Below are 24,874 nucleotides of genomic sequence, written 5' to 3'. Positions count from 1 at the left end.
ACCCCACACGGTCCGCAGCCGGCTTCGCTCAGTCATTAACCCGAGCTACAAGACTCAACGACGACGTGCGATAGCGACGTTCGACAACGACGTTTAACAAAGAGACAAAGGATTGGAGGTATCAATGGATGGGAATCCGTTTCTGAAAATTCAGCGGCTGGGACGCGCGCTGATGCTGCCGATCGCGGTGCTGCCGGTTGCCGGCCTGCTGCTGCGACTCGGCCAGCCCGATGTGTTCAACATCAAGATGATCGCCGACGCCGGCGGCGCGATCTTCGACAACCTGCCGCTGCTGTTCGCGATCGGCGTGGCGGTCGGCTTCGCGAAAGACAACAACGGCGTGGCGGGTCTGGCCGGTGCGATCGGTTATCTGATCGAAGTCGCCGTGATGAAGGACATCAACGACAAGCTCAACATGGGCGTGTTGTCCGGGATCGTGGCGGGTATCGTCGCGGGGTTGCTGTACAACAGGTACAAAGACATCAAGCTGCCCGATTACCTCGCCTTCTTCGGAGGGAAGCGCTTCGTGCCGATTGTCACGGGGGTGGTGTGCCTCGTGCTCGGCATAGCGTTCGGCTACGTGTGGCAACCGGTGCAAGCCGTGATCGATACGGCCGGCCACTGGCTGACCACCGCGGGCGCGCTCGGCGCGTTCGTGTTCGGCGTGCTGAACCGTTTGCTGCTCGTCACGGGTTTGCATCACATCCTCAATTCGCTCACGTGGTTCGTGTTCGGCACCTTCACGCCGCCGGGCGGCGCGGCGGTGACGGGCGACCTGCATCGCTTCTTCGCGGGCGACCCGACTGCGGGCACCTTCATGACGGGCTTCTTCCCGATCATGATGTTCGGCCTGCCGGCTGCCTGTCTTGCGATGTTCCATGAAGCGCCGAAGGAGCGCCGCGCGGTGGTCGGCGGCCTGCTGTTCTCGATGGCGCTCACGTCGTTCCTCACGGGCGTGACCGAGCCGATCGAATTCAGCTTCATGTTCCTCGCGCCGGGGCTGTACGTGATCCACGCGCTGCTGACGGGTCTCTCGCTCGCCATCTGTTCGGCGCTCGGTATTCACCTCGGCTTCACCTTCTCCGCGGGCGCAATCGACTACGTACTGAACTACGGCCTGTCGACGAGAGGCTGGTGGGCGATTCCGATCGGCCTCGTGTATATGGTGGTGTACTACGGACTGTTCCGCTTCTTCATCCGTAAGTTCAACATGGCGACGCCGGGCCGCGAGCCGGCCGCAGCCGACGAACAGGCCGACTCGTTTGCCGCTGGCGGTTTCGTTTCGCCGGTCGCCGGTGCGGCCGTGCCGCGCGCGCAGCGTTATATCGCCGCGCTCGGCGGTGCAGCGAATCTGTCGGTGGTGGATGCGTGCACGACGCGTCTTCGTCTGTCGGTAGTCGATTCGAACAAGGTCTCCGAAAACGAACTGAAAACGATTGGCGCACGCGGCGTGCTCAAGCGCGGGTCGACCAATGTGCAGGTGATCATCGGACCGGAAGCGGACATCATCGCGGACGAAATCCGCACGGTGATCGCGCAAGGCGGCGGCGATGCGGTGAAGCAGGTGGCTGCTGCTCCGGCTCCTACTATGGCGGCTGCGCCGGTTACGCCGGCTATGGCATCGGGCGCGCAAGGCGGCCCGCTCGATCCGGATTCGTTGCGCTGGCTCGCCGTGTTTGGCGGCGCGGGCAACGTAGTGTCGCTGGATGCAGTGGCGGCAACTCGTCTGCGTATCGTCGTGCGTGACCCGTCGGCGGTCGATCGTCAACGCCTGGCGACGCTCGACACAGCATGGGTCGCGGCGGACACGTTCCATATCGTCGTCGGCGATGCCGCGCAGCGCTACGCAGAAAAGCTGGCGACGCGTCTGTCGCCGGGTACGGGCGCCGGGTACGGGCGCCGGTGCGGCGCCGCTGCCCGCGTAATTTTATCGACGCTTCGAACCGCGCTGACTTCGGTCTATCGGGCGGTTCGGTTCGCAAGCCACGATGTTCGGAAAGCCTCCGTTAACCCCGGAGGCTTTTTTTATGCACGGCAGTTACCGATATACAGCGGTGCGGCGCAGTAGCGCAGAGACGGTTTATTCTGAAAATAATTGGGTAAGCTAACTAATGACATTCGAGCGCCTTGTCATACCGGCAAGGCGTTTTCGTTCAAGCTCAGGAGTTACCCATGTCAATGCGAGCGGCAATCTGCCTCTTGTTCTTCCTGCCAGCCGGCGCTGCGTACGCCGGTGGCCAGTTCAATGTTCAATGCGCGTATTCGCACACGCTGCCGGACGATGCGATCGTCTTTCCGGGGCAGCCTGGCAGGGCCATGGTGCACGACTTTTTTGGCAACACGGGCGCCGATGCATACAGTACCTACTACTCCCTGAACGACAACAAGGTCACCACCTGTAATGTCGCGGCGGACCCTTCCTCGTACTGGGTTCCGCAATTGAAACGCGCGTCGGGGATTGTCGTGCCGGGCTATCAGAAGACCTACTACAAGAACGATCAGCCGGTGGTGCCGCTGCACACGATTCCCGATGGCCTGGAAATGCTGGCTGGCGATCACCGTTCATCCGTGCCCAAACCGCAGATCAACTATCTGTGCCGCGGCGGCTCCTACACCCAGATCGCGCCGACCAACTGCCCGGTCGTAACGGACAGCAGCGGCACTTACGCGCAGCTCGATATCTCGGTCCATTTTCCGGATTGCTGGGACGGCCGCACTCTTGTGCCGAACATGGCCAGCCACATCATGAACATGGCCTACCGGCAGGCGGACGGAAAATGTCCGGCCGCCTATCCCGTCAAGATTCCGGAACTGCAACTCAATGTTGCGTACGACTTGGGGCAGGATCCTGACCTCTCCACCGCGCAATTGTCGATGGATCCGATTTTCGTGAATGGCACGTGGGTGCCGCAATGGGGAAGCCTGTATACCGCGCATGCGGACTTCATCAACGCGTGGAAGACCGATTCGCTGCAGTACGCCGTGGACAACTGCTCGAATGCGAACATTGCGTGCAGCAACAGCATCCCGACGTACTACTCGAAAGCCAGCGCCGATGTGTGGGTGGATGGCCGCGGCGTCACGCATGCGAGCGATAGCACGATGACCTCGGACGCAGGAAGTGTCGTGCTGATCAAAGTCCCGACGCCCAACAATCTGAAGGATTATCCGTACACCAACTCGTATCTGCAGACACTTGCGCAGAACGTCACGGACACGAGTGCGGTGACGCTGGATATCTACGCTGCTTCCACGAACTGGGACGATGTCGCCAACCTGCCGACGGCGGCCGCCTGCAACACGAACCAGCGAATCGGCGGCATCTACCTGGATAGTGCATTGCAGCCGCGCATCAACGACATCACGCGATACGTTGCATCGCAAGTCGCAGCGGGGGCGTCGCAAATCGGCGTGTGCATTCGCAACGCAACTGGCCGCACGATTCAGATCTCTTCACGCGACGGGACACGAACACCTGCGCTGTTCATGAAGTAATGTGGGCAACGTGAGAGCGGGCGTGACCGCTTCTCATCTAGCCACGCAAAAAACGGCACCTTGAACCTCGAGGTGCCGTTTCTTTTTTGCGTGGCTATTCGACCGGCGCGCGGCCGGTTGAGCATGCATCAATGCGTCTTATGCTTGCCTGCTTCCACCGGCCGACGCGATTCCAGCCACATCACGTTGATCATGCCGAACGCTAACGCCACGCCGATTCCGAGAATCCAACTGAAATACCACATCACAAACTCCTGTTAAGCGTATTGGCGATCAATACATCGAATGGTGATTTTCTTCGAGCGCTGCCGCAGTCACCTTGCCGCGCATCACGCGATACACCCAGCTCGTATAGATCAGGATGATCGGCAGGAACACGATCACGGCAATCAGCATGATCTGCAACGTCATGCGGCTCGAGGTCGAATCCCACACGGTGAGGCTGCTGCGGCCGTCGAGCGAGGAGGGCATGATGAACGGAAACATCGAGAAGCCCGCCGTGAGGATCACGCCGATGATCATCAGCGAGGTCGACAGGAACGCGCTCTTTTCAAAGCGCGACCGCGCGAGCAACGCGGCCAGCACGCCGCCCACCAGGCCGGCTACGGGAGCGGCCACCATCCACGGATAGGTGGCGTAGTTGGTGAGCCACAAGCCCGGTGCGCCGATCACGCTCTTCAGCAGCGGATTGGCAACCGTATCGAGCGGCGCCGCATCGACCAGCTGGTAGCCGCCGATCATCGTGGCGATCAGCGCGCCGGCAATCAGGAACAGCACCACGGCCGCGAACGAAGCGATGCGCAGCGCGAGCGACGCGCGTTCGGCCACAATATCGTCCGCTTTCATCTTCACGAAGGCGGCGCCGTGCGCGGCCAGCATCGACACGCTGACGAGCCCGCACAGCACCGCGAACGGATTGAGCAGCGCGAAGAAGCCGCCGTGATAGGTGACGCGCAAGTCGGTGTCGAACGAGAACGGCACGCCTTGCAGCAGGTTGCCGAACGCGACGCCGAACACCAGCGCCGGCACGAAGCCGCCGACGAACAGCGCCCAGTCCCACGCACTGCGCCAGCGCGGGTCTTCACGCTTGCTGCGGTAGTCGAAGCCGACCGGCCGGAAGAACAGCGAGAACAGCACCAGCAGCATCGCGAAGTAGAACCCGGAGAACGAGGCCGCGTACACCAGCGGCCACGCGGCGAACATCGCGCCGCCGGCGGTGATGAGCCACACCTGATTGCCTTCCCAGGTCGCGCCCACCGTATTGACGACAATGCGCCGCTCGGCGTCGGTCCTGCCGATGAAGGGCAGCAGGATCGCCGCGCCCATGTCGAAGCCGTCGGTGAGCGCAAAGCCGATCAGCAACACGCCGATCAGCACCCACCAGATGAGTTTGAGGCTTGCATAATCCATGATGATCTTTTCCCTTGAAACTCGGTGGCGGCGAATCAGGCGGCCGTGTTGGTCGGCAACGGCTGGTTCAGCGGCTGATTCGGCGGCTGTTGTTCATGGTGGTAACGGCCCGTATGCAGCGACGAGGGACCGAGCCGCGCATACTTGAACATCAGCATGATCTCGATGATGAACAGCACCGTGTAGAACACCACGAAGCCCCCGATACTCAGATACAGGTCGCCTGCCGTCAGGCTCGAGGCCGACAGGCTGGTGGGCAGAATGCCCGCGATGGTCCACGGCTGGCGGCCCACTTCCGCGACAATCCAGCCGAATTCCGCCGCGAGCCACGGCAGCGGAATCGCCCACACGGCCCAGCGCAGGAACCAGCGGCGCTTCTCCAGCAGCAGCGAGCGCTGCGCGCAGAACCAGAACGCCAGCACGAAGGTCGCGAGGAACAGGATGCCGAGGCCCACCATCAGGCGGAACGAGAAGAACACGGGCGCCACCGGCGGGATCGTTTTCTTTGCGGCCTGGGTGATCTGGTCGGGCGTGGCGTCGGTGACGTTCGCGGTGAACTGCTTGAGCATCAGGCCGTAGCCGAGGTCCTGCTTGTGCGCGTCGAAGGCGGCTTTGGCTTCGTCGGTGACGTCGCCCTGTTTCAGCTTCTGCAGCGCGGCGTAGGCGAGCATGCCGTTCCTGATGCGCGCCTCGTTGCGCACCATCAGGTCCTTCAGGCCGACCACGGGTTCGTCGAGTGAGCGCGTGGCGATCAGGCCGAGCGCGTAGGGAACCCGGATCGCGTAGTCGGTACGTTCTTCCTTCTGGTTCGGTATCCCGATGATCGTAAACGGTGCCGGCGCAGGCGCGGTTTCCCATTCGGATTCGATCGCGGCCAGTTTGACCTGCTGGACTTCGCCGGTGCGGTAGCCGGATTCGTCGCCGAGCACGATCACGCACAGCGTGGAGGCGAGGCCGAACCCGGCGGCGATCGCGAACGAGCGCAGCGCGAATTCGGTGTCGCGGCGCTTGAGCAGATACCACGACGACACGCCGAGCACGAACATCGAGGCCGTCACATAGCCCGCCGAGACAGTGTGCACGAACTTGACCTGCGCGACCGGATTGAACAGCACGGAGAAGATGCTGTCGAGCTCCATGCGCATGGTCTGATAGTTGAAGGTGGCGCCGACCGGATTGTTCATCCAGCCGTTGGCCACCAGAATCCACAGCGCCGAGAGGTTCGAGCCGAGCGCGACGAGGAACGTGACACCCACGTGCTGGACCTTCGAGAGACGCTTCCAGCCAAAGAAGAACAGGCCGACGAAGGTGGACTCGAGGAAGAACGCCATCAGGCCTTCGACGGCGAGCGGCACGCCGAAAATATCGCCCACGTAATGCGAGTAGTACGACCAGTTGGTGCCGAACTGGAATTCGAGCGTGAGGCCGGTGGTGACGCCCATGGCAAAGTTGATGCCGAACAGCTTGCCCCAGAACTGGGTCATGTCCTTGTAGATCTGCTTGCCGGTCATCACGTAGACGGATTCCATGATGACGAGCAGCCAGGACAGGCCGAGCGTGAGCGGCACGAACAGGAAGTGATAGAGCGCCGTGATGGCGAACTGGAGGCGCGACAGTTCTACGACTTCGCTAACGGGCATGTTGATCACCTTGGGACGGATGCGAGGCAGGCGCGGACAGCAGCGCCTGCGCGACTTGCTCAGGCGGGAGCGACATGTGCTCTGCCTGTGGATGGTTGAAGAACGCGTATTTGAGCGCCATCAGCAGTGCGAATTTGATGGCGAGGACGATGGCGATGTCCCGCGCCAACGTCGGACCGCGCACCCAGCCGTGGAACCTCTTGCGCAGGCTCGGGCGGCGGACGGTATTGCGATTGAGGGCTATGGTCATGATCGGTAGAAGGCAACTTCACACCGGTGAATCCGGCTGGCGCCAAGCCGCTTGAACGCATCAACGGTCTGGCGAATGCATCCCGATTCTAGGAGCAGAACCTCGCGCGCAACGGTTCCGTGCTGCGGCATTGGGTCGCGAGACTTGCGTCGTTTGACCAGTATTGCTATCGGGTTTGTGTTACGTCAAGAAACGCGTTGACCTTGCATTGGGTTGCACGCATGCGGGCGCCTGGGGGGGCATGCGGCGGCGCGGGCGAAAAAAAGCCCCGCCGTCTTGCGAGGGCGGGGCTTTAGCGGTTGGCTACCGCGCGCCGGGCGAACCGGCATGCTGAAACGCTTCAGGCTTTACGCATATTCGGTGAGTGCACCGCGCATCTTCTTCATTGCGCTCGCCTCGATCTGGCGAATCCGCTCGGCCGATACGCCAAACTCGTCGGCGAGTTCGTGCAGCGTCGAGCCACCCGAGCCGTCGTCTTCCACCTTCAGCCAGCGAGCCTCGATGATGCGGCGGCTGCGGGCGTCCAGTGCGTCCAGCGCGCTTGCGATACCGTCGCTTTGCAGCTTGTCGCGCTGACGCGAAGCCAGCACGGCGGTCGGTTCGCTATGCGAGTCGGCCAGATAGGCGATCGGTGCGTACGACTCTTCGCCGTCTTCAACCTGGCCTTCCAGCGCGATGTCGCCGCCGGACAGACGCGTTTCCATTTCGGAAACTTCTTCGCGCTTCACGTTCAACTCTTTGGCCAGATCGTCGATCTGGTCCGGCGTGAACGCGCCCAGCCCTTGCTTGTGGCTGCGCAGATTGAAAAACAGCTTGCGCTGCGCCTTGGTCGTGGCGACTTTCACCATCCGCCAGTTGCGCAGAATGTATTCGTGGATCTCGGCCTTGATCCAGTGCATGGCGTACGACACGAGGCGCACGTTCTGCTCCGGATCGAAGCGCTTCACGGCCTTCATCAGGCCGATATTGCCTTCCTGGATCAGGTCGGCGTGCGGCAGTCCATAACCCAGATAGTTGCGCGCGATCGATACGACCAGCCGCAGGTGCGACAGGACGAGACGGCGCGCGGACTCGAGGTTGTCCTGCTCGCGAAATTCGGTGGCGAACTGGCGTTCTTCCGCCGGCGTCAGCATCGGAATCCGATTTACGGCCTGGATGTAGGCGTCGATATTGCCCAGTTGACCGGGCAGCAGCGAGGAATGCGAGAGCGCCAGCGCACCTGCCGAAGCGGCCTTAGCCGACGACGGGCTCAGAGTACTCGGAAGGGTCATTGCATGGCTCACGTAGGAAACTCCTTTGGAATCAGACAAAAGCTTGTTCAGGTAACGACTCCAGCGTTGGATGTTAGCACTCTGATTTACCGAGTGCTAATACTTAGAGGGCGTAGGGCCTTCTAGGTTCCGCAAATCGCTATTGAAATTCACGATCCAATAGCCATGGTACGCCTTCTTCAGCACCTCTGTTTGGAGCGTAGAAGTTACCTGTCAAAGCGCATTTGAGACGATAAGTGACCGATATTTGCTGAATTTGAAGTGACTAATTGCGAAAAATTGGATTCCTTCATACGATCCACTTAATCGAGATTGACCTTAGAATACGCAGAACTGTTACGAATTGTTCAACGTTCGGCGGAGAGCGGGTGTTAGATGAACAACAAAAAGAATGTTTTGCGTGGTCTGGCTCTAAAAATTGCGACAGGGGCGGTACTGGTGGGAATGTCGGCATTGGCTTCGGCGGACCAGTTCGGCGTACAGGTGGCCGGTGGACTCGGCGATCGTCACGTCAAGAAACTCGATCTGGGAATCGTCTGGGATCCGGATCTGACCTGGTGGCAGATCGGCGACTGGCATTTCTCGCTGATCGGCGAAGCGCATGTGGCATGGTGGCACACCAACGAAGGCAACGTGCACGACAATATCGCCGAGGTTGGCGTGACGCCGATCATCCGCTTCATCAAGGAATCGGGCCCGATCCGCCCGTATGCCGAGGTGGGCGCGGGCATCCGCTTGCTTTCGAGCCCTCGGCTATCTTCGACCTTCACGCTGGGCACGGCGTTCCAGTTCGCCGACATGGCCGGTGTGGGCATGCAGTTCGGCAACCGCCAGCAGTATCAGGCGGGATATCGCTTCCAGCATATTTCCAACGGCGGTATCAAAGAGCCGAATCCTGGTATAAATTTCCACCAGCTATATCTGCAATATAACTTCTGACGACCGTGGCCACGTTCGGCTCATCGGTGCGAGGGGCTGAGCGATGGTGGCAAAGATATTCGAAGCGATTCGCGCGGTCGAGCGAGAGCGTTTTCGTGCAATGGTCGACGGCGACGGCCAGTCGCTCGACTCGCTGCTCGCGGATAACGTGAGCTACGTTCACACGAACGGCAAGCGGGAAACGAAGCGGCAGTTCATCGACGGGATTGTCGCGGGGCGCCGCCGCTATCGGCAGATCGAGGTGCAGTCGCAAGATCTGCTGCCGGTCGGGCGGGAAACCTGCGTGGTCACCGGCCGGGCTTTGATCGAAATGGAAGCGAACAACGGCGCGCTGCTGTTTCCGATTGCCTACACGGCGATCCATACGCAGGAAGACGGGCAATGGCGCCTGATCGCCTGGCAAGCGACGCGTTGCGCAATCGAGTGAACCTTTTGAGCTCACTCTATCGGGCCGGTTGCGCCTTTTGAGCGTCCGGTTGCCACGAGCGAGCGGGTAGCTCGCTTGTGGTTTGCGTGTGTCCCGCGCATGTGCCGCTTTGGCTTCGGCGTGGGGCTGATCGCGGCCTCACTTGCGGCCTGATTCGAGGCCTTACCCAAGGCCTCTCCCGGAGCCAGATTGTCAGGCCGCGACGCTCTCCTGATCCACACCGCTCCACTCGCGACTACCCATCGTTTCGGCCTCGACCATGACAGTCTTTTCCGCCGCGACGCCTTGACGCGCCCCATGCTTCGCCTGAATCACCGTATCGCCCGCATACGGGTGCCGCGGATCCACCGGCAACTGGTTGCACCGCTCCACCACGCGCCGGATCGCCGCCATATCCGAGAAATCGAGCCCCGTGTCGATGCCTTGCGTAGCCAGATTCATCGCGAGCGCGACGAGATCGACATTGCCGGTGCGCTCGCCGTTGCCGAACAGACAGCCTTCGACGCGGTCCGCACCCGCCAGCAGCGCCAGTTCCGCGGCGGCCACGGCGGTGCCGCGATCGTTATGCGGATGCACGGACAGCACGATGCTGTCGCGATAGGCGAGATTGCGATCCATCCATTCGATCTGGTCGGCGAATACGTTCGGCGTCGCCGCCTCCACGCTCGCGGGAAGGTTGACGATCATTTTGTGATCGCGCGTGGGCCGCCATGTCTGCGCCACCGCGTCGCATACCTCGCGCGAAAACGGCAGCTCGGCGGTATTGAACGTTTCGGGCGAGTACTGGAAGGTCCAGTGCGTGCCGGGCCGCGCCTGCGCATGGGCCTTGATGATTTGCGTGCCCTCCACGGCCAGCGCCTTGATTTCAGCCTTCGACTGGTTGAAAACGATCCGGCGAAACGTCGGGCAGATTGCGTTGTACAAATGCACGATCGCGCGCGGCACGCCTTCCAGCGCTTCGAATGTGCGCGCGATCAGTTCCGCTCGCGATGGCATGAACACCTCGATCGTCACGTCGTCGGGAATGCGGTTTTCCTCGATCAGCTTGCGGACGAAATCGAAATCCGTTTGCGATGCCGACGGATAGCCCACCTCGATCTCCTTGAAACCGATTGCGACCAGCATCTCGAAGAATTCGAGTTTTTGTGCGGCGTTCATCGGCTCGATGAGCGCCTGGTTGCCGTCGCGCAAATCGGTGCTCATCCAGACCGGCGCCTGGTTGATCGTGCGGCTCGGCCATTTGCGGCCGGTCAGTCGTACAGCGGGGAAGGGGCGGTATTTTTCAGCGGGATTGCGCAACATGGTGAGCCTCGTTCGTGGTGTCGTCTGCAAAAGGGTGTGGCGTCGAGCGGTTGGCGGACTGCCACGGGTGCACCGTCCGCCAACCGGTGGTTAGCGGCAGTAACGAACGGGCGCGAACGAACAGCGTCATCGAGATGGCGAAAACGGACGTGGAGATGGCCCATGCGACGTGCATTTGATCCTCGTGCTTCGTCCGCGCGGTAAACGGACGAATGCAAACGACTACGGGTGGTGAAGAACTACGCTTTGGGATGAAACGGGAACAGCTGGGAGGACCGGACGAAGGCAACGCGGTTGCCGACGCGCCGACGCTACGCCTGACTTACGCTAGGCGTAGCGATAGGGGCCGCGCTAGGCGGCCGGAGGTAATTCGGAGGGTGTTCGGAAGGGAACGCATGGGTCTAATGTATGACGGCGCGCGACAGCGTGTCAACCCGCCGCGCTCGCGCCGGGCGACGGCGAGCGAGTCGTCGCGCTTACTGCGAGGCCGTCACACCGGCATTCTGGCGACGTCCACGATCAGTTCGACCTGCCGTTCGATCGCGCTCGGCACCGGCGCCTCGCCACGCAGGACGGCGCTGATCCAGGCGGCTGTCGTCGGCGCGTCTTTGGCCTCGGGCAAGTCGACTTCCGGCGCATCGGGCGACGAGCGTTCATGCGGCACGCGTGTTTCGCAGATCCCGTCGTGCAGCCAGTCGACCTGCACCTGACGGCGCGTATCCGCCACCGCTTCGCCTTCCGTACCGCGCGCGAGCAGGGCGCCGCCGGCTGCCGCGTCCGGGTGTGTGTTGAACAGTTGAGTGAGACTGTCGCGATAGGGCGGGTGCGTGTAGTTCACGAGGCGCAATCCCGCGGGCGCGAACGGTTGCAGAATCTTTACCAGCGTGTGCGTCGAATTACGCACGCCCATGCGCCGGCGCAGCGCGAGCAGGCGCGCGAGTTTCGGCGCGAGCATGTCGATCGGCGCGAACGCAAGGCGGCGCTCGGCGAGACCGTCTTCGATGTCGGCGAGCGAGCGCGCGTGCGGAATCTGCAGATGCGTGAAGATTTCCGCGCTCGTCACGCGGCCCGGATCTTCGGTTACGCCATGCACCAGCACCGGCACGCCTTCGCGAGCCAGCAGCAGGGCGAGCAGCGGCACCAGATTCGGCTGCTTGCGCGCGCCGTTGTAGGTGGGTATCGACACGGGCCGAAACGCGCCGTGCGGCAGATGAACCGGCTCGAACGACGCATGCGCGCCGGCCAGCATCGCGGCGAGTTCGTCGGCGGTTTCGCCCTTCACGCGATACGCGAGCAACACCGCGCCGAGTTCGAGATCGGCCACGCGGCCGTCGAGCATGGCGGTGTAGAGGGCGCGCGTATCGTCGGCAGTCAGCGCGCGGGCGCCGTTGGGGCCCCGGCCGATTTCCTTGATGAAGCGGGCGCAGGGGAAGGGATTGGCGGTGTCGGCGGAGTCGGTCATCGGGCGCAGTGGGACGTATTGGCGTGCCGCCTCGGAGCGGTCGGCCATGGTATTCAAGAGACGCTATTCAGTGTGAGTATCGCATCTATGGCGATCCGGCGAGGCAGCGCGTCCGCGGTTCGGGCCTTGCCGGTTCACGCCGAACTGCTGCGCGCGGCGCTTTGCCGCGCGTTACACTCGATGTTTTATTGCCGCGCTGGCGGCATACATCAACGAACGGAGAACGGGATGAGTTACGTGTTTGCACCCGCACCGGTGGTCGCGGTGCCGGTGGTGGGATCCAGCGAGCAATTCGCGGTGCGTCGCATCTACTGCGTGGGCCGCAATTACGAGGCACATGCGCGGGAGATGGGACACGATCCTGATCGCGAACCGCCGTTCTTCTTCACCAAGCCGGCTGACGCCGTGCTGTACGTCGCGCCTGGCGCCACCGGGGAGTTTCCTTATCCGTCGCAGTCGAAAAACGTCCATTTCGAAATGGAAATGGTGGCGGCGATCGGCAAGGGCGGCAAGAACATTCCGGCCGAAACCGCGCTCGACCACGTCTACGGCTACGCGCTCGGTCTGGACATGACGCGTCGCGATCTGCAGGCGGAAGCGAAAAAGCTCGGCCGTCCGTGGGACACCGCGAAGGGCTTCGATCACTCGGCGCCGCTCGGCCCGATCCATCCGGCGGCCACGGTCGGCCATGTCGGCAAGGGCGCGATCTGGTTGTCGGTCAACGGCGAGGAAAAGCAAAGCTCGGACGTGTCGCAACTGATCTGGTCGGTGGCCGAGACGGTCGCTTATCTGTCGACGCTGTTCGAATTGCAACCCGGTGATCTGATTTTCACCGGCACGCCGGAAGGCGTCGGCGCGGTGGTGCCGGGCGATCTGATGAAGGGCGGCGTGGACGGGCTCGGCGAGCTCAGCGTGCGCGTCGTCTGACGGCCGGTTGGGGGAGACAGACAACATGAAGCTCTACAGCTATTTCCGTAGTTCGGCGTCCTATCGCGTGCGTATTGCGCTGAACGTGAAGAATCTGCCGTATGACTACGTGCCGGTCCACCTCGTGCGCGACGGCGGCGAGCAGTTGAAGCCCGAATACCGGAAAGTGAATGTGGACGGCATCGTGCCGACCTTCGTCGACGGCAACGACGTGATGCCGCAGTCGCTCGCGATCATCGAGTATCTGGAAGAGACGCACCCTGAGCCGCCTCTGCTGCCCGTGGCGCCGGCCGATCGCGCGTATGTGCGTGCGCTGGCACTGCAGGTGGCGTGCGAGATTCATCCGCTGAACAATCTGCGCGTGCTGAAGTATCTGAAGCACACCTTGTGTGTCGACGACGATGCCAAGGACGCGTGGTACCGGCATTGGGTGGAAGCAGGTTTCGCGACGTTCGAAGCACACGTCGCGGGCGACTCGCGTACCGGCAAGCTGTGTTTTGGCGATACGCCCACGATCGCCGATACCTGCCTGATTCCGCAGGTGTTCAACGCGCAACGCTTCAAGGTCGACACCGCGAAGTTTCCGACGATCCAGCGCATCTACGACTACGCAATGCAACTTGATGCGTTTGCCCGCGCGGCGCCAGGCGTGCAGCCCGACACCGAGTAAGCCTGCACGATCCGGCTTGCTCCGGTCTGATCGGGGCGGCGGGGTAAAAAAGGGCACTCCGCGGAGTGCCCTTCTTTGCTGTTTCGGCCGTCGCTGCAGTCGCAGTCGCTCTAAGCGCTGTAGCGTTAGCCACCCAGCAACGCGTCGGAAAACTCTTCCGCGCTGAACGGCTGCAAGTCCTCGACCTTTTCGCCAACGCCGATGAAGTACACCGGAATCGGACGCTGCCGGGCGATCGCGGCCAGAATGCCGCCTTTCGCCGTGCCGTCGAGCTTGGTGACGATCAGGCCGGTGAGGCCGAGCGCATCGTCGAAAGCTTTCACTTGCGTGAGTGCGTTCTGGCCGGTGTTGGCGTCGATCACCAGCAGTACCTCGTGCGGCGCGCCGTCTTGTGCCTTGCCGATCACGCGTTTCACCTTGCGCAATTCTTCCATGAGATGCAACTGGGTCGGCAGCCGACCGGCCGTGTCCGCCATCATCACGTCGATCTTGCGCGCACGCGCGGCGCCGACCGCGTCGAAGATCACGGCGGCCGGATCGCCGCTCTCCTGCGACACCACGGTCACGTTGTTGCGCTGGCCCCAGATGGCCAGTTGCTCGCGCGCGGCGGCGCGGAACGTGTCGCCCGCAGCCAGCAGCACCGACTGATCGAAGCTTTGCAGATGTTTGGCGAGCTTGCCGATGCTGGTGGTTTTGCCCGCGCCGTTGACGCCCGCGATCATCATGACGAGCGGCTGCGCGCGGCCGAGCATAAGCGATTTTTCAAGCGGCTTGAGCAGGTCGACCAGCAGTGTGCGCAGCGCCGCCTTGACCTGCTGCGGTTCGGTGAGGCGCTCGGCGCGCACTTTTTCGCGCAGCGCTTCGAGCAGGAATTCGGTGGCGTCGACGCCCGCGTCCGACATCAGCAGCGCGGTTTCGAGCTCTTCGTACAGATCCTCGTCGATCTTCGTGCCGACAAAGATGCCGGTCAGGCTCGAACTCGTTTTCGACAAACCAGTCTTCAGGCGTGTCAGCCATGAGCGCTTCGCGCCTGCGTCCTGCAGCGGAGGCGGAACGATTTCGACGGTTTCGGGCGCGGAATCTTCCGGCTCGGGCTCGATTGCCGCCGGAGCGGCCGCAGCAGGCGCCTCGACGCGAGCCGGAGCCGCCGCCGGACGCGGGGTGGCCGGCGCGACCGGCGCAGGCGCCTGCACGGCGGCTTCGGGCGCCGGGGCTTCTGGCGCGGATTGCGACTCTTCTGGCGCGTTATCGGACTCTTTCGAACCCTTGAATCGTTTGAAAAAGCTGAACATGATCTGGCGTGGTGAGAGCGCGCGCCGATGCGCGCAGCCGGCATGAGACCGGCGGGAGCGGCAGGCAGCGTTGCGATGCGGGATGCAAGGCGCTGGAAGCCGCATATTTTATCAGGCGCGCCGCTGCCCGTCGTATCGGCCGAACGGCCAGGCTGGACGCGCAGCGTCGCTGTGGTAACGTTGGCGCTCCGGCCCTCACGTATCGACGTTGCGGGCGCTTTCAAAACGTAATCGAAACTGCATGCCCCGTTCTGCACCTTCACGCGCCCATGGCGCTTCGTCCAAAGGCGGCAAGCCGCACGCCATCCGTATCATCGGCGGTGACTGGAAGCGCACGCCTTTGCCCGTGCTCGATCTCGACGGCCTGCGCCCCACGCCCGACCGCGTGCGCGAGACGCTGTTCAACTGGCTGGGCCAGAATCTGGACGGCCAGCGCTGCCTCGATCTGTTCGCTGGCAGCGGCGCGCTGGGCTTCGAGGCCGCGTCGCGCGGCGCCGCCCGGGTGTTGATGGTGGAGCGCAATGCGCGGGCCGCCAGCCAGTTGCGCGCTAATCAGGAACGCCTGTCGGCGCGCACGATCGAAATTGCTGAAGCCGACGGTTTGCGTCTTGCCGCGAGTCTCGCGCCCGGTTCATTCGACGTGGTGTTTCTCGACCCGCCGTTCGGCGAAGATCTGCTCGGCAAGGCGCTCGCACTCGCGGTGCCGCTCGTCAGTGCAGACGGATTTCTTTACGTGGAAGCCGGCGAGGCGCTCGAAGTAGAGGGAAACGAGACGCTCGCCGGGTGGGAAATCGTGCGGCAAGGGAAAGCGGGCGCTGTCCACTTTCATTTGCTGCAGCGCGAAAATAAGGAATAATGCGCGTTCCAAAACAAGCGCCGGGCGGTCTGCCGTCACGTGCGCGGTCGCTGCCAAATGCGTCGCGTGGACGCTTTGACGTGCCCTTTGTCTGAAGAGAGGAGAAGTCTCATGGTAGTCGCCGTGTACCCGGGCACGTTCGATCCGCTGACGCGCGGTCACGAAGACCTCGTTCGGCGCGCGTCGAGCATTTTCGACACGCTGGTGGTCGGCGTCGCCGACAGCCGTAACAAAAAGCCATTTTTTACGCTCGAAGAGCGCCTCGACATTGCTCACGAAGTGCTCGGGCACTACCCGAACGTTCAGGTAATGAGTTTCAAGGGGCTATTGAAGGATTTCGTGCGCAGCAATAACGCGCGGGTGATCGTGCGTGGCTTGCGGGCCGTGTCGGACTTCGAATATGAGTTCCAGATGGCCGGCATGAATCGCTATTTGCTGCCTGATGTCGAAACCATGTTCATGACGCCGTCCGATCAATACCAGTTCATTTCGGGCACGATCGTGCGCGAAATTGCCCAACTGGGCGGCGATGTCAGCAAATTCGTGTTCCCGTCGGTCGAGCAATGGCTGAAGGAAAAGGTCGCCGCGCTGGACCCGGCCAACGGCGCTTCGGCGGGGCAACCGTAACCGGCGTAAACTGTCGGTTTGACGGATCAAAGCTGGCTGCGGCCAGCGTGAAGTGAGAGAAGTATGGCCTTGATGATTACCGACGAGTGCATCAATTGAAAATTAGGGTCATATTATCAATTGACCGTAGCTCAAGGCTTGCCAGCATTTTCGATTGCGCCGAAATCATGTTTTGCAACACCTATGCAACATCGGGAGCAAAACATGGCCACATTCAGTCAACGCAATGGCCGTTGGCAAGTGAAGGTAGTCCGTAAGGGATTTCCTACCCAGTACAAATCGTTTGCAACGAAAGCGGAAGGGCAAGTTTGGGCACGTTCTGTCGAAACTGCAATGGATGACGGAACGTGGGTCGATCCGGCCAGCACAACCGACATAACGTTCGGCAAACTGTTAGAGCGATATAGAGAGTCGGTTACGCCGTCAAAGCACAGTCGCCGCAGCGAGGAATATCGTATCGGCAAAATGATGCGGCAGAAAATCGCTGAGTACAGTATGCGCAACCTCACGACCAGCGTGCTTGCTGACTATCGAGATCAGCGTCTAAAGGGCGCATCGAATTCGAGCGTATGTCGAGAGCTTGCAACGATTAGCGCTGTTATCACGCACGCGCAACGTGAATGGGGCCTCAGTATGACCAATCCGGCAAAGCTTGTGAAAAGACCGCGATTGCCGCCCGGTAGAAGCCGCATATTGAAACCAACTGAGATCGATCGCCTGATGCATGAACTAAATGCTGAACGGCACGATTTGCGCAGCAAATGGTTGGTACCACTAATTAAACTCGCGCTCGAAACCGCGATGCGTCAGGGGGAATTGTTGTCTCTGCTGTGGAAGCACGTTGACCTTGAGGACCGAATTGCATATCTGCCTATGACAAAGAACGGAAAGGACCGGCACGTGCCGTTGAGTACTGCTGCGATCGCAATTTTGGACCGCCTTGAGCGTGTTGAGGAGCGTGTTATCCCCATCAGTCAGAACGTCGTTTTGTGTGCATGGCCGCGAGCCTGCAGACGCGCCGGTATCGAAGACTTTCATTTCCACGATCTGCGGCATATGGCAACAACGAACCTAGCGAAGAGGCTGCCGAACGTTATCGAACTCGCATCCGTAACCGGGCATTCCAATGTGCAAATGTTAAAGCGCTATTACCATGTGTCTGCAAGGGAGCTAGCTCAAAAGCTCGGCTGAGAATGGAAGGGCGTCCCCCTGCTGTTCGTTCTGCGAGGTTGTGTACAGAGTAAACAGGGAAACGAGGCGAAAAAGTTGTTGTCAGTGTACGCGTCACCCCTGTCGTTGACGAACCAAAGGATGACAGGGGCCCGATTGCATTAGATTGGCTTAGAGTTGATTTTCGCCAGTTGCTGCTGCGTCTTCTGGAGTTTCAGACGCAGGGCTGCCGACTTTGCTGCTCGGGTTGCACGCTTAGCGGCTTTCTTTTGCGCATCGACCTGCTGTGTCTGCAGATCAACTTCGCCAATGATTTCGATGTATCGCATGATTGCTACCTCCTTTGCGGATATTTATCAACGCGAGGAGGTAGCGTGTCTGGTCAGTTTGCTGCGAAACCCGATCGCATCGTTGCGCTAACGGCCTCAAGCACTGCGTCCAATTCACCTGCGGCAACGGCAGCCTTCAATGCGTCGAGCGTCGGAATCAAATTGTCGGTTGCACCGACTTCAATACCAGTTTTTCCCTTCGCCAGTTCCAGTACCTTCGCACCATAGCGGACTTGCAGGCAGAGCTTGCCGTTTTCAGCGGTGAACCACCATGCACGAACGCGCTTCTGTACCTCCATGTTACGGCGTTCGCCGGTTTCTGCATCCTTGACCGAGCGGAAACGGGTCGGTTGAAACGTTTTTCCTTCCTGCTGTGCTTTCGCGAGTTCCGTCTGCTCCCAGATTTTCGCGATCAAACGATTACGGCGCTGCACGATTTGCGGCAAAGCACCGGGACGTTTCGCTGTGACCAGCTTCAGATTGTTCAGAGTGCTCATGTACCTCTCCTGTGGTGTATGTGCAGGAGAGGATGTATTCCATTCACGCAGAGATCAAATGATTTTTTATTGGAATCCAAACTAAATCTTAGACGATCATTATCCAGCGAGCCATGTGGTTAGCGTAGTTGGGGTTCCAACTCTCTTGTTATAAGGTCCTGTCGAAGATGGGAATACAGTGCGTCTGGGACCTTCCTCGAAGCCGTTCGCCAGCTAAGCCAACATGTTGTCGCGGCGTTGTTGTGTCGCGCTTGGCTTCGATCGGTCGAGTTCTCTGGTCTTGCGTAGCCATGGGCTGTTCAGCCAATTTGGTTTCCGTGAAAACGCTCATGTCTTCGTGACTCGCGGGCTCTTTTTCCGTTCGAGCAGTCTCCACCTCGCTTGTGACGATTGCGTCCTCAGATGCAGCTTGTCTCGGCTTTTTCAATGCAGACATGCGTTCTAGAAGTTCTGCATCTGCGCTTGCAGAGGTATAGTAACCGACTCCAACCGACTGGTTTTCAGACAGGTCACCTTCATGCGGCTTCACTATCACGCTGATGGTTTCGCCTTCCCAATTAAATGCCGCGTTAAACGTCCCGTCAGGCTTAATGAAAACCCAGACCTGATTGTTCGGATCTAGTTGACGCTTGTGAAACGACTTGCCAGCTGCATACTTATGTCGTTTAACATAGTGTGCTTGCCGGATACCGAACCACGTAACGATATTTTCCTCTTTCTTCAGGCGCTTGATTTGCTGCTTGACAGCTTCGCCGTCCGCTTCACCGAGGTGCCGTTTTGCTTTGCGGTAAATTTCACGATCTGTGGACAAATCGAAGCGGACGCGATGCTGGACAGCTTTGTGCGTCTTTGCCTTGAGTCGACTGGGCTCTGTTGAGTACGTCACAAGAAGCACGTTCTTTGCAGTTCCTTGCTTGCCTTCGTTCACGAAGTACTGCACTTCAAAAAACGTAATCTTATTCTTGCCGGGTAGTGCACGAATTTCCATAATTAATTACCAGAAAGACGAAAGGCGGATTAAGTGCGCAACCACTTAATCCGCCTCGCCTTCACATGTTCGCAGAGAATCGCTGCGAATATTTAAATTTAGCTTGTCGGGGAACATTGCCGGTTGCGTCATGCATTGCTCTTAAATTCTATTTATAATCGGCAGTCTGCATGTCCGGAGCCCCCATCACGGAATCGTGTATCTTCTTGTATTCTGTCTTAATCTGGATGTATGAAATACAATAAGATACACGAATCTTATCTGACTTACGTCCGGGGAAAAACAACCACATCCGATATTTCCCCCAGAATGGAAAAGGGATTTATTGGGCGGTGGCTGGTATCGTGTATCTGCAGAGTCAGTTCCACGTCGTGAATGTCGATTAAATCGAGACTGCTGGCGTTGAGAAAGGACGGCTTACGCGAAGTTGGACGTCCCACAACGACCCGGTGCCGTCAATTATCCTTTGGGCCGCAACGTCCGCTTCCAACTGTCCAGCTGCCTTTCGTTCATGCGGGGCAATGCCGCTGGTTGAACTGTCGGTGGTTGATTGGTGGAGCGCGGAACAGCTGTTGGCTGACGAACGCAAGCAAACCGGGATGCGCAAGGGATTCTGAGCGTGTGAAAACTACTAGCCGGAAGATCCGATTGCGGCCGTTGTCTTACCCCCAGCCTCTGGGTCAGAAAGTAGGCAGACGAATTTGGTGTCGGGCTGGAACAACGCGATCAGGTGTTGTTCCAGCAATTTTCGAATGCTATATCCTGAGCCATTTCTGTCGTCCGTTGAATCTTGCAGCAGGCTCAGATCCCGTCACTTACATAGCTCACACGGTAAGTACTAGCGATGTCAGCGCAAGCGTCGTAATAATCTCGAAGATCATGAGGCAATCGGCCGGCGATAGCGCCGACAGGCGCATTGGCGGCTAGCCGACGACAAGTGGATCGAATGTCCGAAACGCGTCGAGTTTCAGCCGCACGTCTTCGTTGAACGAGCGTCGCTTCTGGCCGAACCCAGAAGTACAGGGCGGTCGATGCTCGGCGCATCAGACCCAACTCGCAAACTTCGGCATTCGACCCGAAGCGGTTTGTGAACTCTCCAGCTAGCAGCCGTTCGGGGCCTGCTATTGGCTTGCCGAACCTTTCGAAACTGCCCTGCCTGCGCGATTATATGGCTAGCAATGCGCTAAACAGCGCCTCAATTGGGTTGTTGGGGCTCGAATATTCAAGGTGAATGCCGCTTTGGAACGCCGGATCAAGTATCGGCCTGTCGTTTCTATAAAACAACGCCTCCCGTGAATATACCTGCACAGCATGGTTGCATCGATCGACATCGTCCCCTGTTAGCACGAGCGTCACGAGGCGTGGTTCGACGCTGAACATTGTTGGTCGACTTATGGCCACAGTGATTGTTGGGGTTATCGGAGCCAAGATTTTTGGTGCATAGGGAGCGTTCACGACTGCCTTCACGTTATGAAAAAAGCCATCTCCGTAGATGAACTCCTTATCAGCGGAAAATAACACCGCAAATTTTGCCCGACATCCGATGCTGTCAGCGATCAACCTCTGCGACTGCCGCATATTTAAACCGATGATCGTATTCCGCTCAGGATTTTGAAGCGGACCTCGGAAGCGTTCCGCCAGCGCGACAGATGCCTCACGGTTCATCGGACCACGGACTGCCAACGAAACGACGCATTCCGTAAGCGAGCGAAGCTGATCATCCGATGACTGTTGCGGGACAAACCTTGGCCTGAGGTCACCCCCAGCAATTGATCTTCGCTCAAGACCTTCAAGCCACGTGATCACGGCAGGGAAAACGCTGTCGGCGGCATCAAATTCATCCTCGAAGCTTTCGTCGAATCGCGTCGATTCTTGAGCCGTCCGACCAAGCTTTATGTGGTGTCCATTACCAATCATGCCGAGCTTATCCGGTGGAATGCGCTTCTCAGAGCCGTCGGGTTTAATCCAACCTGCGGTTCCATCTGATGCAGCCCAGTGTCGAGAGACACATCGTGGCCACCAATGGTGTCGTTCGGATTTGAGTTTGTTCATTGGCAGTTCGCACACCGCAATTATTTGATCTCGGACTGTCGCAAACCGTCTCCCAGGACTCACGGCCTTCTCATGAGCCAATTGCGGACCACTCGACCGCAACTCGCGGTGCAGAACCAGACCGAATGCATATCAGCCCGCACGCGCACGCCGTGTGATGATTTTCTTTCACAGAAGGATCAAGCGCCTAGACGAGTCAGGATATCAATCGACAAAGGACGCCCATTGTCGACGATATTGACGGTTGGGTCGAGCGTCTCTTCGTGGCTGGTCACTGCCTTATGCAAATCGCGGGATCTCCTCGAATCTCATCCGCGAGGTCGACTGCGCGCGCCCCCAAGGGACCTTCGAATCGCCCGATAGCAGCTTTTCAAATGAACCAGCTTCTGTGCTTCTCGCTCTCGAAATGCTGCTTCCAGATTACGTATTTGAACGCTTTGGCTCTGCCAGAAATCAACGAGGAAAAGAAAACATCGACAGTGATGGATGCTGCATCCCACGCATCCAAACTGAAGCCGTGTGCGCCGATACCATCTAATGCAGCGGTCGTGTTCGGACAGAATATTCAATCGATGTTTGAGATCGTTCTTCGATAATATGGCGTGTTACTCGGAACGACCGTCTCCCGCTGTAGATAAGGATAAGAAGAGGCCTATAACCGTCGCGAGCATGAACAATGCAACGATAGCGTGCACTGTGACGACAAACCTCGCCAGGTCTGTATTCGGTGTAATGTCGCCGAATCCGATCGTTGTCATGGTTATAAAACTGAAATACACGCTTTTTGGCAGAGAGATAGGTGCTTGAGAAGCCGGCGTTTGGGTAAACGCGTTCAGATACCAATAAACGTAACCCATCGAAAAACCTATTTCAAGGTAGTGACCAAATGCGAAGAAAAGTGATCGACTTGCATCTTTCAGCCCGCGCGCACCCACGGGAAATACTATTTTTAGCAAATAGATGATCGAACTGCATTGAATGATTAAAATGATGGCAACAAGTAATCTTGATTTAGGCAGCGTTATTACTAACGCGAGCGCGAACAAGAACCGACCAAGCAGGTAAAACTCAGCCCAGTCCGGTACGGTTATTCTTCCGCCCGTCAGTTTCTCGCCTAGCCTGGGCACGAACGAGTTTGGAGTCAGGCGTGCGAGCCAAGCTATGACGTTCTTGAATGCATTGAAGACCATTAATACGCCGTAAATAATTTACGTCTCAAAACATCGAAATTAACCCACGATAGGTGTTAAAAATTTGATAAATCAATCGCACCGTGATTCGTTGGGCTGCGTCGAACGCATCCGGATAGCCGAGGATTGTCAACGATTCATCTGCGAATGTCCAATGACTGAAGCTGGCCCGATTTCTGCCGAACCGGACGCTGCATCCCCGATCCGCGCGTTCCGTTGCGTGCTCCAAGTTTTTCCGACAAGGGCAGTTGACTTAGTTCAACGTCTGCTGGACGGCCGCTGCTCACTGCGGTGCAACCGGACCGCCAGCATGGAGAGCAAATGTCCGTTGCAACTGCATGCGTCGGTTCATTTCTCAACGCATTTCCTCTTTCAAGTAGCCGCTCCCCTGAAAATCAAAGCAAATAGCAAAAAGCTTTGCTTCTCGCGCAAGTGCTTGTTTTTTATGACTGCGCAGGCAAGTCACGTAATTGTTGATTTCCATAACCAAAGAACACATCCTCCGATGTATGAAATTCATTGGTTACGGGAGTTGGGCACATGGCGCAGGCAAAGACGTTGACCGAAAAAGAGCTCAGGCAGGTGCTGACCTACGTGTCACTGCATCGTCACGCAGCGCGCAACCGGACCATGCTGCTGACGACGCATTGGGCTGGCATGCGTGTGGGCGAGGTCGCAGCTTTGCGTATCGGCGACGTGGTGAACGCGGACGGCTCGATTAAATCGGAGATCCGCTTGCTGGCGGAACAGACCAAGGGGCGTCATGCGCGAACAGTGTTTATCGGCCAACGGCTTCGCAAAGAACTGGCTTCGTACGTCGCAACCCTCAAGCGTCCGTCAGCAGAGAAGCCGCTGTTTTATACACAGAAGCGGGCCGGGTTCACAGCGAACACGTTGTGCCAGTACTTCCACTGGCTGTACAAGCAAGTCGGCATTGATGGCGCGAGCAGCCATTCAGGCAGACGTACGTTCATTACGAATCTCGCGAACAAAGGCGTTGGTGTCCGCGTGCTGATGTCGCTTGCGGGTCATCGGAATATCGCGACGACACAGGCTTACATCGACGTCAACGACGAAATGCAGCGCGCCGCTGTGGATCTCGTATGAAAATCCTCAGATAGGCCAATAGTTCGATTTGACCATGCTGTGAGTGCACCAGAAACACGAGTTGCGCCAAAGCAATGCGTGGCCGCTGATAAACAGGGGAGATACAGCTAACGAATTGACTTGCCTGGCTGGAATGTTATAAAAATTATAATAATATGCAGCTACCTAATCCGATGCGCTGTCCTTGCGTGCGAGAGGTGTGCGCGCAGCAGCAAGCGAGAAAACTCCCATGAGCTATGAACTCCCCCGCGCTGCTAAGCTGCTTGTCGCGATTGAGAGCAAGTACATTGGCTTCAACGTCGGTCGAACGCATAAGGCGGGGAAGAAGGTCAAGGTGCAACGCAGCCTCGCAGATCCTAGGCTGTTCATCATCTGGTTCAGCAAAACCGAAATCGCCACTATTACTGCGCTTCAGCTCCCGCAAACCATCGAATATACCGACGGGCGTGCGCGGTTGTAATCACGACGCTGATAGCATCTTGGGTGCGATAGGTATGCGCAGCCCCTTCTAACATTATAGTGTCGGTTGAACCGACAGCCGGAAATTGTTAGGTTCCCTTCGCCGCCTTCGCGAAGGCTTCGGCAAGCTTGTCGAAGTGCCGGAGGGCCGCGGGCGTAAGCTCAATCTGTTTGCGTCGCGCGTCCTCTGTGTCGTTGAGCAGCAGCCAGCCCTTTTCCCGCATGGACGTGATGCGAGCATGAAGGGTGGCGGGTGAGCCTAGTTCGCTTTGGGCCATCATGTCCCGGACAGAGAGTCGCTCATTCTTCTGTGCCATGCGGGCAACAAATGCAAGAATCCGCTCCTCGAGCGGATCGAGCGCGGGCAGTGAAGGCAGGCCGCGTATTGCTTCGGTCAGTTGAAGAAACCGGAGATAGATATCGGCAGGGCGAGTCATTCCTCGTGCTCCATATGCGGGGAACCGGATCGAACATTTCGATGAGCTATCATGTTGCTCACCTCACGGCACATACA

26 protein-coding genes and 1 pseudogene are annotated in these 24,874 nt (G+C 58.9%); 13 read left to right on the top strand and 14 right to left on the bottom strand.

Features of this window, described 5'->3' with window-relative positions:
* The first annotated feature begins 124 nt into the window (after nucleotides 1–124).
* On the top strand, nucleotides 125–2,068 hold the full coding sequence (gene nagE, locus BLW71_RS13995) for an N-acetylglucosamine-specific PTS transporter subunit IIBC (RefSeq protein ID WP_286161995.1): 1,944 nt from the start codon (nucleotides 125–127) through the stop codon (nucleotides 2,066–2,068).
* 104 nt (nucleotides 2,069–2,172) lie between these two features.
* On the top strand, nucleotides 2,173–3,495 hold the full coding sequence (locus BLW71_RS13990; RefSeq protein WP_091796842.1) for a DUF1996 domain-containing protein: 1,323 nt from the start codon (nucleotides 2,173–2,175) through the stop codon (nucleotides 3,493–3,495).
* A 128-nt stretch (nucleotides 3,496–3,623) separates the two neighbouring features.
* Here BLW71_RS13990 and cydX read toward each other — a convergent pair whose 3' ends face one another.
* From cydX to rpoH, 5 genes are all read right to left on the bottom strand, one after another.
* A complete protein-coding gene (gene cydX, locus BLW71_RS13985; RefSeq protein ID WP_091796841.1) occupies nucleotides 3,624–3,740 on the bottom strand; it encodes a cytochrome bd-I oxidase subunit CydX in 117 nt (38 codons plus the stop codon).
* A 28-nt stretch (nucleotides 3,741–3,768) separates the two neighbouring features.
* Nucleotides 3,769–4,905 carry a cytochrome d ubiquinol oxidase subunit II gene (gene cydB / locus BLW71_RS13980; protein ID WP_091796840.1) on the bottom strand — a complete coding sequence of 379 codons (1,137 nt, stop codon included), beginning with the start codon at nucleotides 4,903–4,905 and terminating at the stop codon, nucleotides 3,769–3,771.
* Between the two features lie 35 nt (nucleotides 4,906–4,940).
* Complete coding sequence (locus BLW71_RS13975; RefSeq protein ID WP_091796839.1) at nucleotides 4,941–6,545, bottom strand: cytochrome ubiquinol oxidase subunit I; 1,605 nt, start codon at nucleotides 6,543–6,545, stop codon at nucleotides 4,941–4,943.
* Nucleotides 6,535–6,795 carry a cytochrome oxidase putative small subunit CydP gene (gene cydP, locus BLW71_RS13970; RefSeq protein WP_091796838.1) on the bottom strand — a complete coding sequence of 87 codons (261 nt, stop codon included), beginning with the start codon at nucleotides 6,793–6,795 and terminating at the stop codon, nucleotides 6,535–6,537. The genes BLW71_RS13975 and cydP overlap by 11 nt, the downstream gene beginning before the upstream one ends.
* A gap of 347 nt (nucleotides 6,796–7,142) precedes the next feature.
* On the bottom strand, nucleotides 7,143–8,078 hold the full coding sequence (gene rpoH / locus BLW71_RS13965; RefSeq protein WP_091796837.1) for an RNA polymerase sigma factor RpoH: 936 nt from the start codon (nucleotides 8,076–8,078) through the stop codon (nucleotides 7,143–7,145).
* 363 nt (nucleotides 8,079–8,441) lie between these two features.
* Between rpoH and BLW71_RS13960 the strand changes: the two genes are divergently transcribed.
* Nucleotides 8,442–9,005 (top strand): acyloxyacyl hydrolase, encoded by a 564-nt coding sequence (locus BLW71_RS13960; protein ID WP_091796836.1) that lies wholly within the window; start codon nucleotides 8,442–8,444, stop codon nucleotides 9,003–9,005.
* Nucleotides 9,006–9,048: 43 nt separating this feature from the next.
* The gene (locus BLW71_RS13955; RefSeq protein ID WP_091796835.1) at nucleotides 9,049–9,432 is read left to right on the top strand and encodes a nuclear transport factor 2 family protein; all 384 of its coding nucleotides are present in this window, start codon (nucleotides 9,049–9,051) and stop codon (nucleotides 9,430–9,432) included.
* Nucleotides 9,433–9,717: 285 nt separating this feature from the next.
* Here BLW71_RS13955 and BLW71_RS13950 read toward each other — a convergent pair.
* Both BLW71_RS13950 and ybiB read right to left on the bottom strand, forming a co-directional pair.
* A pseudogene (locus tag BLW71_RS13950) lies at nucleotides 9,718–10,734 on the bottom strand (2-isopropylmalate synthase); the annotation flags it as partial.
* A gap of 490 nt (nucleotides 10,735–11,224) precedes the next feature.
* On the bottom strand, nucleotides 11,225–12,196 hold the full coding sequence (gene ybiB, locus BLW71_RS13945; protein ID WP_091800833.1) for a DNA-binding protein YbiB: 972 nt from the start codon (nucleotides 12,194–12,196) through the stop codon (nucleotides 11,225–11,227).
* A gap of 228 nt (nucleotides 12,197–12,424) precedes the next feature.
* Between ybiB and BLW71_RS13940 the strand changes: the two genes are divergently transcribed.
* Nucleotides 12,425–13,123 (top strand): fumarylacetoacetate hydrolase family protein, encoded by a 699-nt coding sequence (locus BLW71_RS13940; RefSeq protein WP_091796833.1) that lies wholly within the window; start codon nucleotides 12,425–12,427, stop codon nucleotides 13,121–13,123.
* Nucleotides 13,124–13,148: 25 nt separating this feature from the next.
* The gene (gene maiA, locus BLW71_RS13935; RefSeq protein ID WP_091796832.1) at nucleotides 13,149–13,793 is read left to right on the top strand and encodes a maleylacetoacetate isomerase; all 645 of its coding nucleotides are present in this window, start codon (nucleotides 13,149–13,151) and stop codon (nucleotides 13,791–13,793) included.
* A gap of 125 nt (nucleotides 13,794–13,918) precedes the next feature.
* Here the strand turns inward: maiA and ftsY are convergent, their stop codons facing one another.
* Complete coding sequence (ftsY, locus tag BLW71_RS13930) at nucleotides 13,919–15,085, bottom strand: signal recognition particle-docking protein FtsY (RefSeq protein ID WP_091796831.1); 1,167 nt, start codon at nucleotides 15,083–15,085, stop codon at nucleotides 13,919–13,921.
* A 241-nt stretch (nucleotides 15,086–15,326) separates the two neighbouring features.
* Here ftsY and rsmD point away from each other — a divergent pair, with 241 nt between their 5' ends.
* From rsmD to BLW71_RS13915, 3 genes are all read left to right on the top strand, one after another.
* Nucleotides 15,327–15,941, top strand: a complete 615-nt coding sequence (rsmD, locus tag BLW71_RS13925; RefSeq protein ID WP_091796830.1) for a 16S rRNA (guanine(966)-N(2))-methyltransferase RsmD — start codon at nucleotides 15,327–15,329, stop codon at nucleotides 15,939–15,941.
* Between the two features lie 111 nt (nucleotides 15,942–16,052).
* On the top strand, nucleotides 16,053–16,568 hold the full coding sequence (coaD, locus tag BLW71_RS13920) for a pantetheine-phosphate adenylyltransferase (RefSeq protein WP_091796829.1): 516 nt from the start codon (nucleotides 16,053–16,055) through the stop codon (nucleotides 16,566–16,568).
* Between the two features lie 204 nt (nucleotides 16,569–16,772).
* Nucleotides 16,773–17,759: a tyrosine-type recombinase/integrase gene (locus tag BLW71_RS13915; RefSeq protein WP_091800830.1), complete on the top strand. Its 987-nt coding sequence runs from the start codon at nucleotides 16,773–16,775 to the stop codon at nucleotides 17,757–17,759.
* A gap of 140 nt (nucleotides 17,760–17,899) precedes the next feature.
* Here the strand turns inward: BLW71_RS13915 and BLW71_RS41655 are convergent, their stop codons facing one another.
* The 4 genes from BLW71_RS41655 to BLW71_RS13900 all read right to left on the bottom strand — a co-directional run bounded on the left by BLW71_RS41655 (nucleotide 17,900) and on the right by BLW71_RS13900 (nucleotide 21,604).
* The gene (locus BLW71_RS41655; protein WP_177205034.1) at nucleotides 17,900–18,067 is read right to left on the bottom strand and encodes a hypothetical protein; all 168 of its coding nucleotides are present in this window, start codon (nucleotides 18,065–18,067) and stop codon (nucleotides 17,900–17,902) included.
* Between the two features lie 53 nt (nucleotides 18,068–18,120).
* Nucleotides 18,121–18,564: a DUF6641 family protein gene (locus BLW71_RS13910; RefSeq protein ID WP_091796828.1), complete on the bottom strand. Its 444-nt coding sequence runs from the start codon at nucleotides 18,562–18,564 to the stop codon at nucleotides 18,121–18,123.
* A gap of 148 nt (nucleotides 18,565–18,712) precedes the next feature.
* Nucleotides 18,713–19,552: a hypothetical protein gene (locus BLW71_RS13905; protein WP_091796827.1), complete on the bottom strand. Its 840-nt coding sequence runs from the start codon at nucleotides 19,550–19,552 to the stop codon at nucleotides 18,713–18,715.
* 1,164 nt (nucleotides 19,553–20,716) lie between these two features.
* Nucleotides 20,717–21,604, bottom strand: a complete 888-nt coding sequence (locus BLW71_RS13900) for a DUF4238 domain-containing protein (protein ID WP_143048336.1) — start codon at nucleotides 21,602–21,604, stop codon at nucleotides 20,717–20,719.
* A 374-nt stretch (nucleotides 21,605–21,978) separates the two neighbouring features.
* On the opposite strand from BLW71_RS13900, the gene BLW71_RS40900 reads away from it, so the two are divergent.
* On the top strand, nucleotides 21,979–22,200 hold the full coding sequence (locus tag BLW71_RS40900; RefSeq protein ID WP_143048335.1) for a hypothetical protein: 222 nt from the start codon (nucleotides 21,979–21,981) through the stop codon (nucleotides 22,198–22,200).
* Nucleotides 22,201–22,209: 9 nt separating this feature from the next.
* On the opposite strand, the gene BLW71_RS13895 is transcribed toward BLW71_RS40900, so the two are convergent.
* Entirely contained in the window at nucleotides 22,210–22,794 is a 585-nt protein-coding gene (locus tag BLW71_RS13895; RefSeq protein WP_091796825.1) for a potassium channel family protein, read from the bottom strand.
* A gap of 154 nt (nucleotides 22,795–22,948) precedes the next feature.
* Here BLW71_RS13895 and BLW71_RS41650 point away from each other — a divergent pair, with 154 nt between their 5' ends.
* From BLW71_RS41650 to BLW71_RS13885, 3 genes are all read left to right on the top strand, one after another.
* Nucleotides 22,949–23,356 carry a hypothetical protein gene (locus tag BLW71_RS41650; protein ID WP_177205033.1) on the top strand — a complete coding sequence of 136 codons (408 nt, stop codon included), beginning with the start codon at nucleotides 22,949–22,951 and terminating at the stop codon, nucleotides 23,354–23,356.
* Nucleotides 23,335–23,901: a tyrosine-type recombinase/integrase gene (locus tag BLW71_RS13890; RefSeq protein ID WP_091796824.1), complete on the top strand. Its 567-nt coding sequence runs from the start codon at nucleotides 23,335–23,337 to the stop codon at nucleotides 23,899–23,901. Before BLW71_RS41650 ends, BLW71_RS13890 begins: the two co-directional genes overlap by 22 nt.
* 229 nt (nucleotides 23,902–24,130) lie before the next feature.
* Nucleotides 24,131–24,361 carry a hypothetical protein gene (locus tag BLW71_RS13885; RefSeq protein ID WP_091796823.1) on the top strand — a complete coding sequence of 77 codons (231 nt, stop codon included), beginning with the start codon at nucleotides 24,131–24,133 and terminating at the stop codon, nucleotides 24,359–24,361.
* An 88-nt stretch (nucleotides 24,362–24,449) separates the two neighbouring features.
* Here BLW71_RS13885 and BLW71_RS13880 read toward each other — a convergent pair whose 3' ends face one another.
* A complete protein-coding gene (locus BLW71_RS13880; RefSeq protein WP_091796822.1) occupies nucleotides 24,450–24,797 on the bottom strand; it encodes a MarR family transcriptional regulator in 348 nt (115 codons plus the stop codon).
* Between the last annotated feature and the right edge of the window lie 77 nt (nucleotides 24,798–24,874).

This window comes from Burkholderia sp. WP9 (assembly GCF_900104795.1).
Taxonomy (GTDB): Bacteria; Pseudomonadota; Gammaproteobacteria; order Burkholderiales; family Burkholderiaceae; genus Paraburkholderia.
The sequence above is the reverse complement of the archived record's forward strand: the minus strand, read 5'-3'. Positions and strand labels throughout refer to the sequence as shown.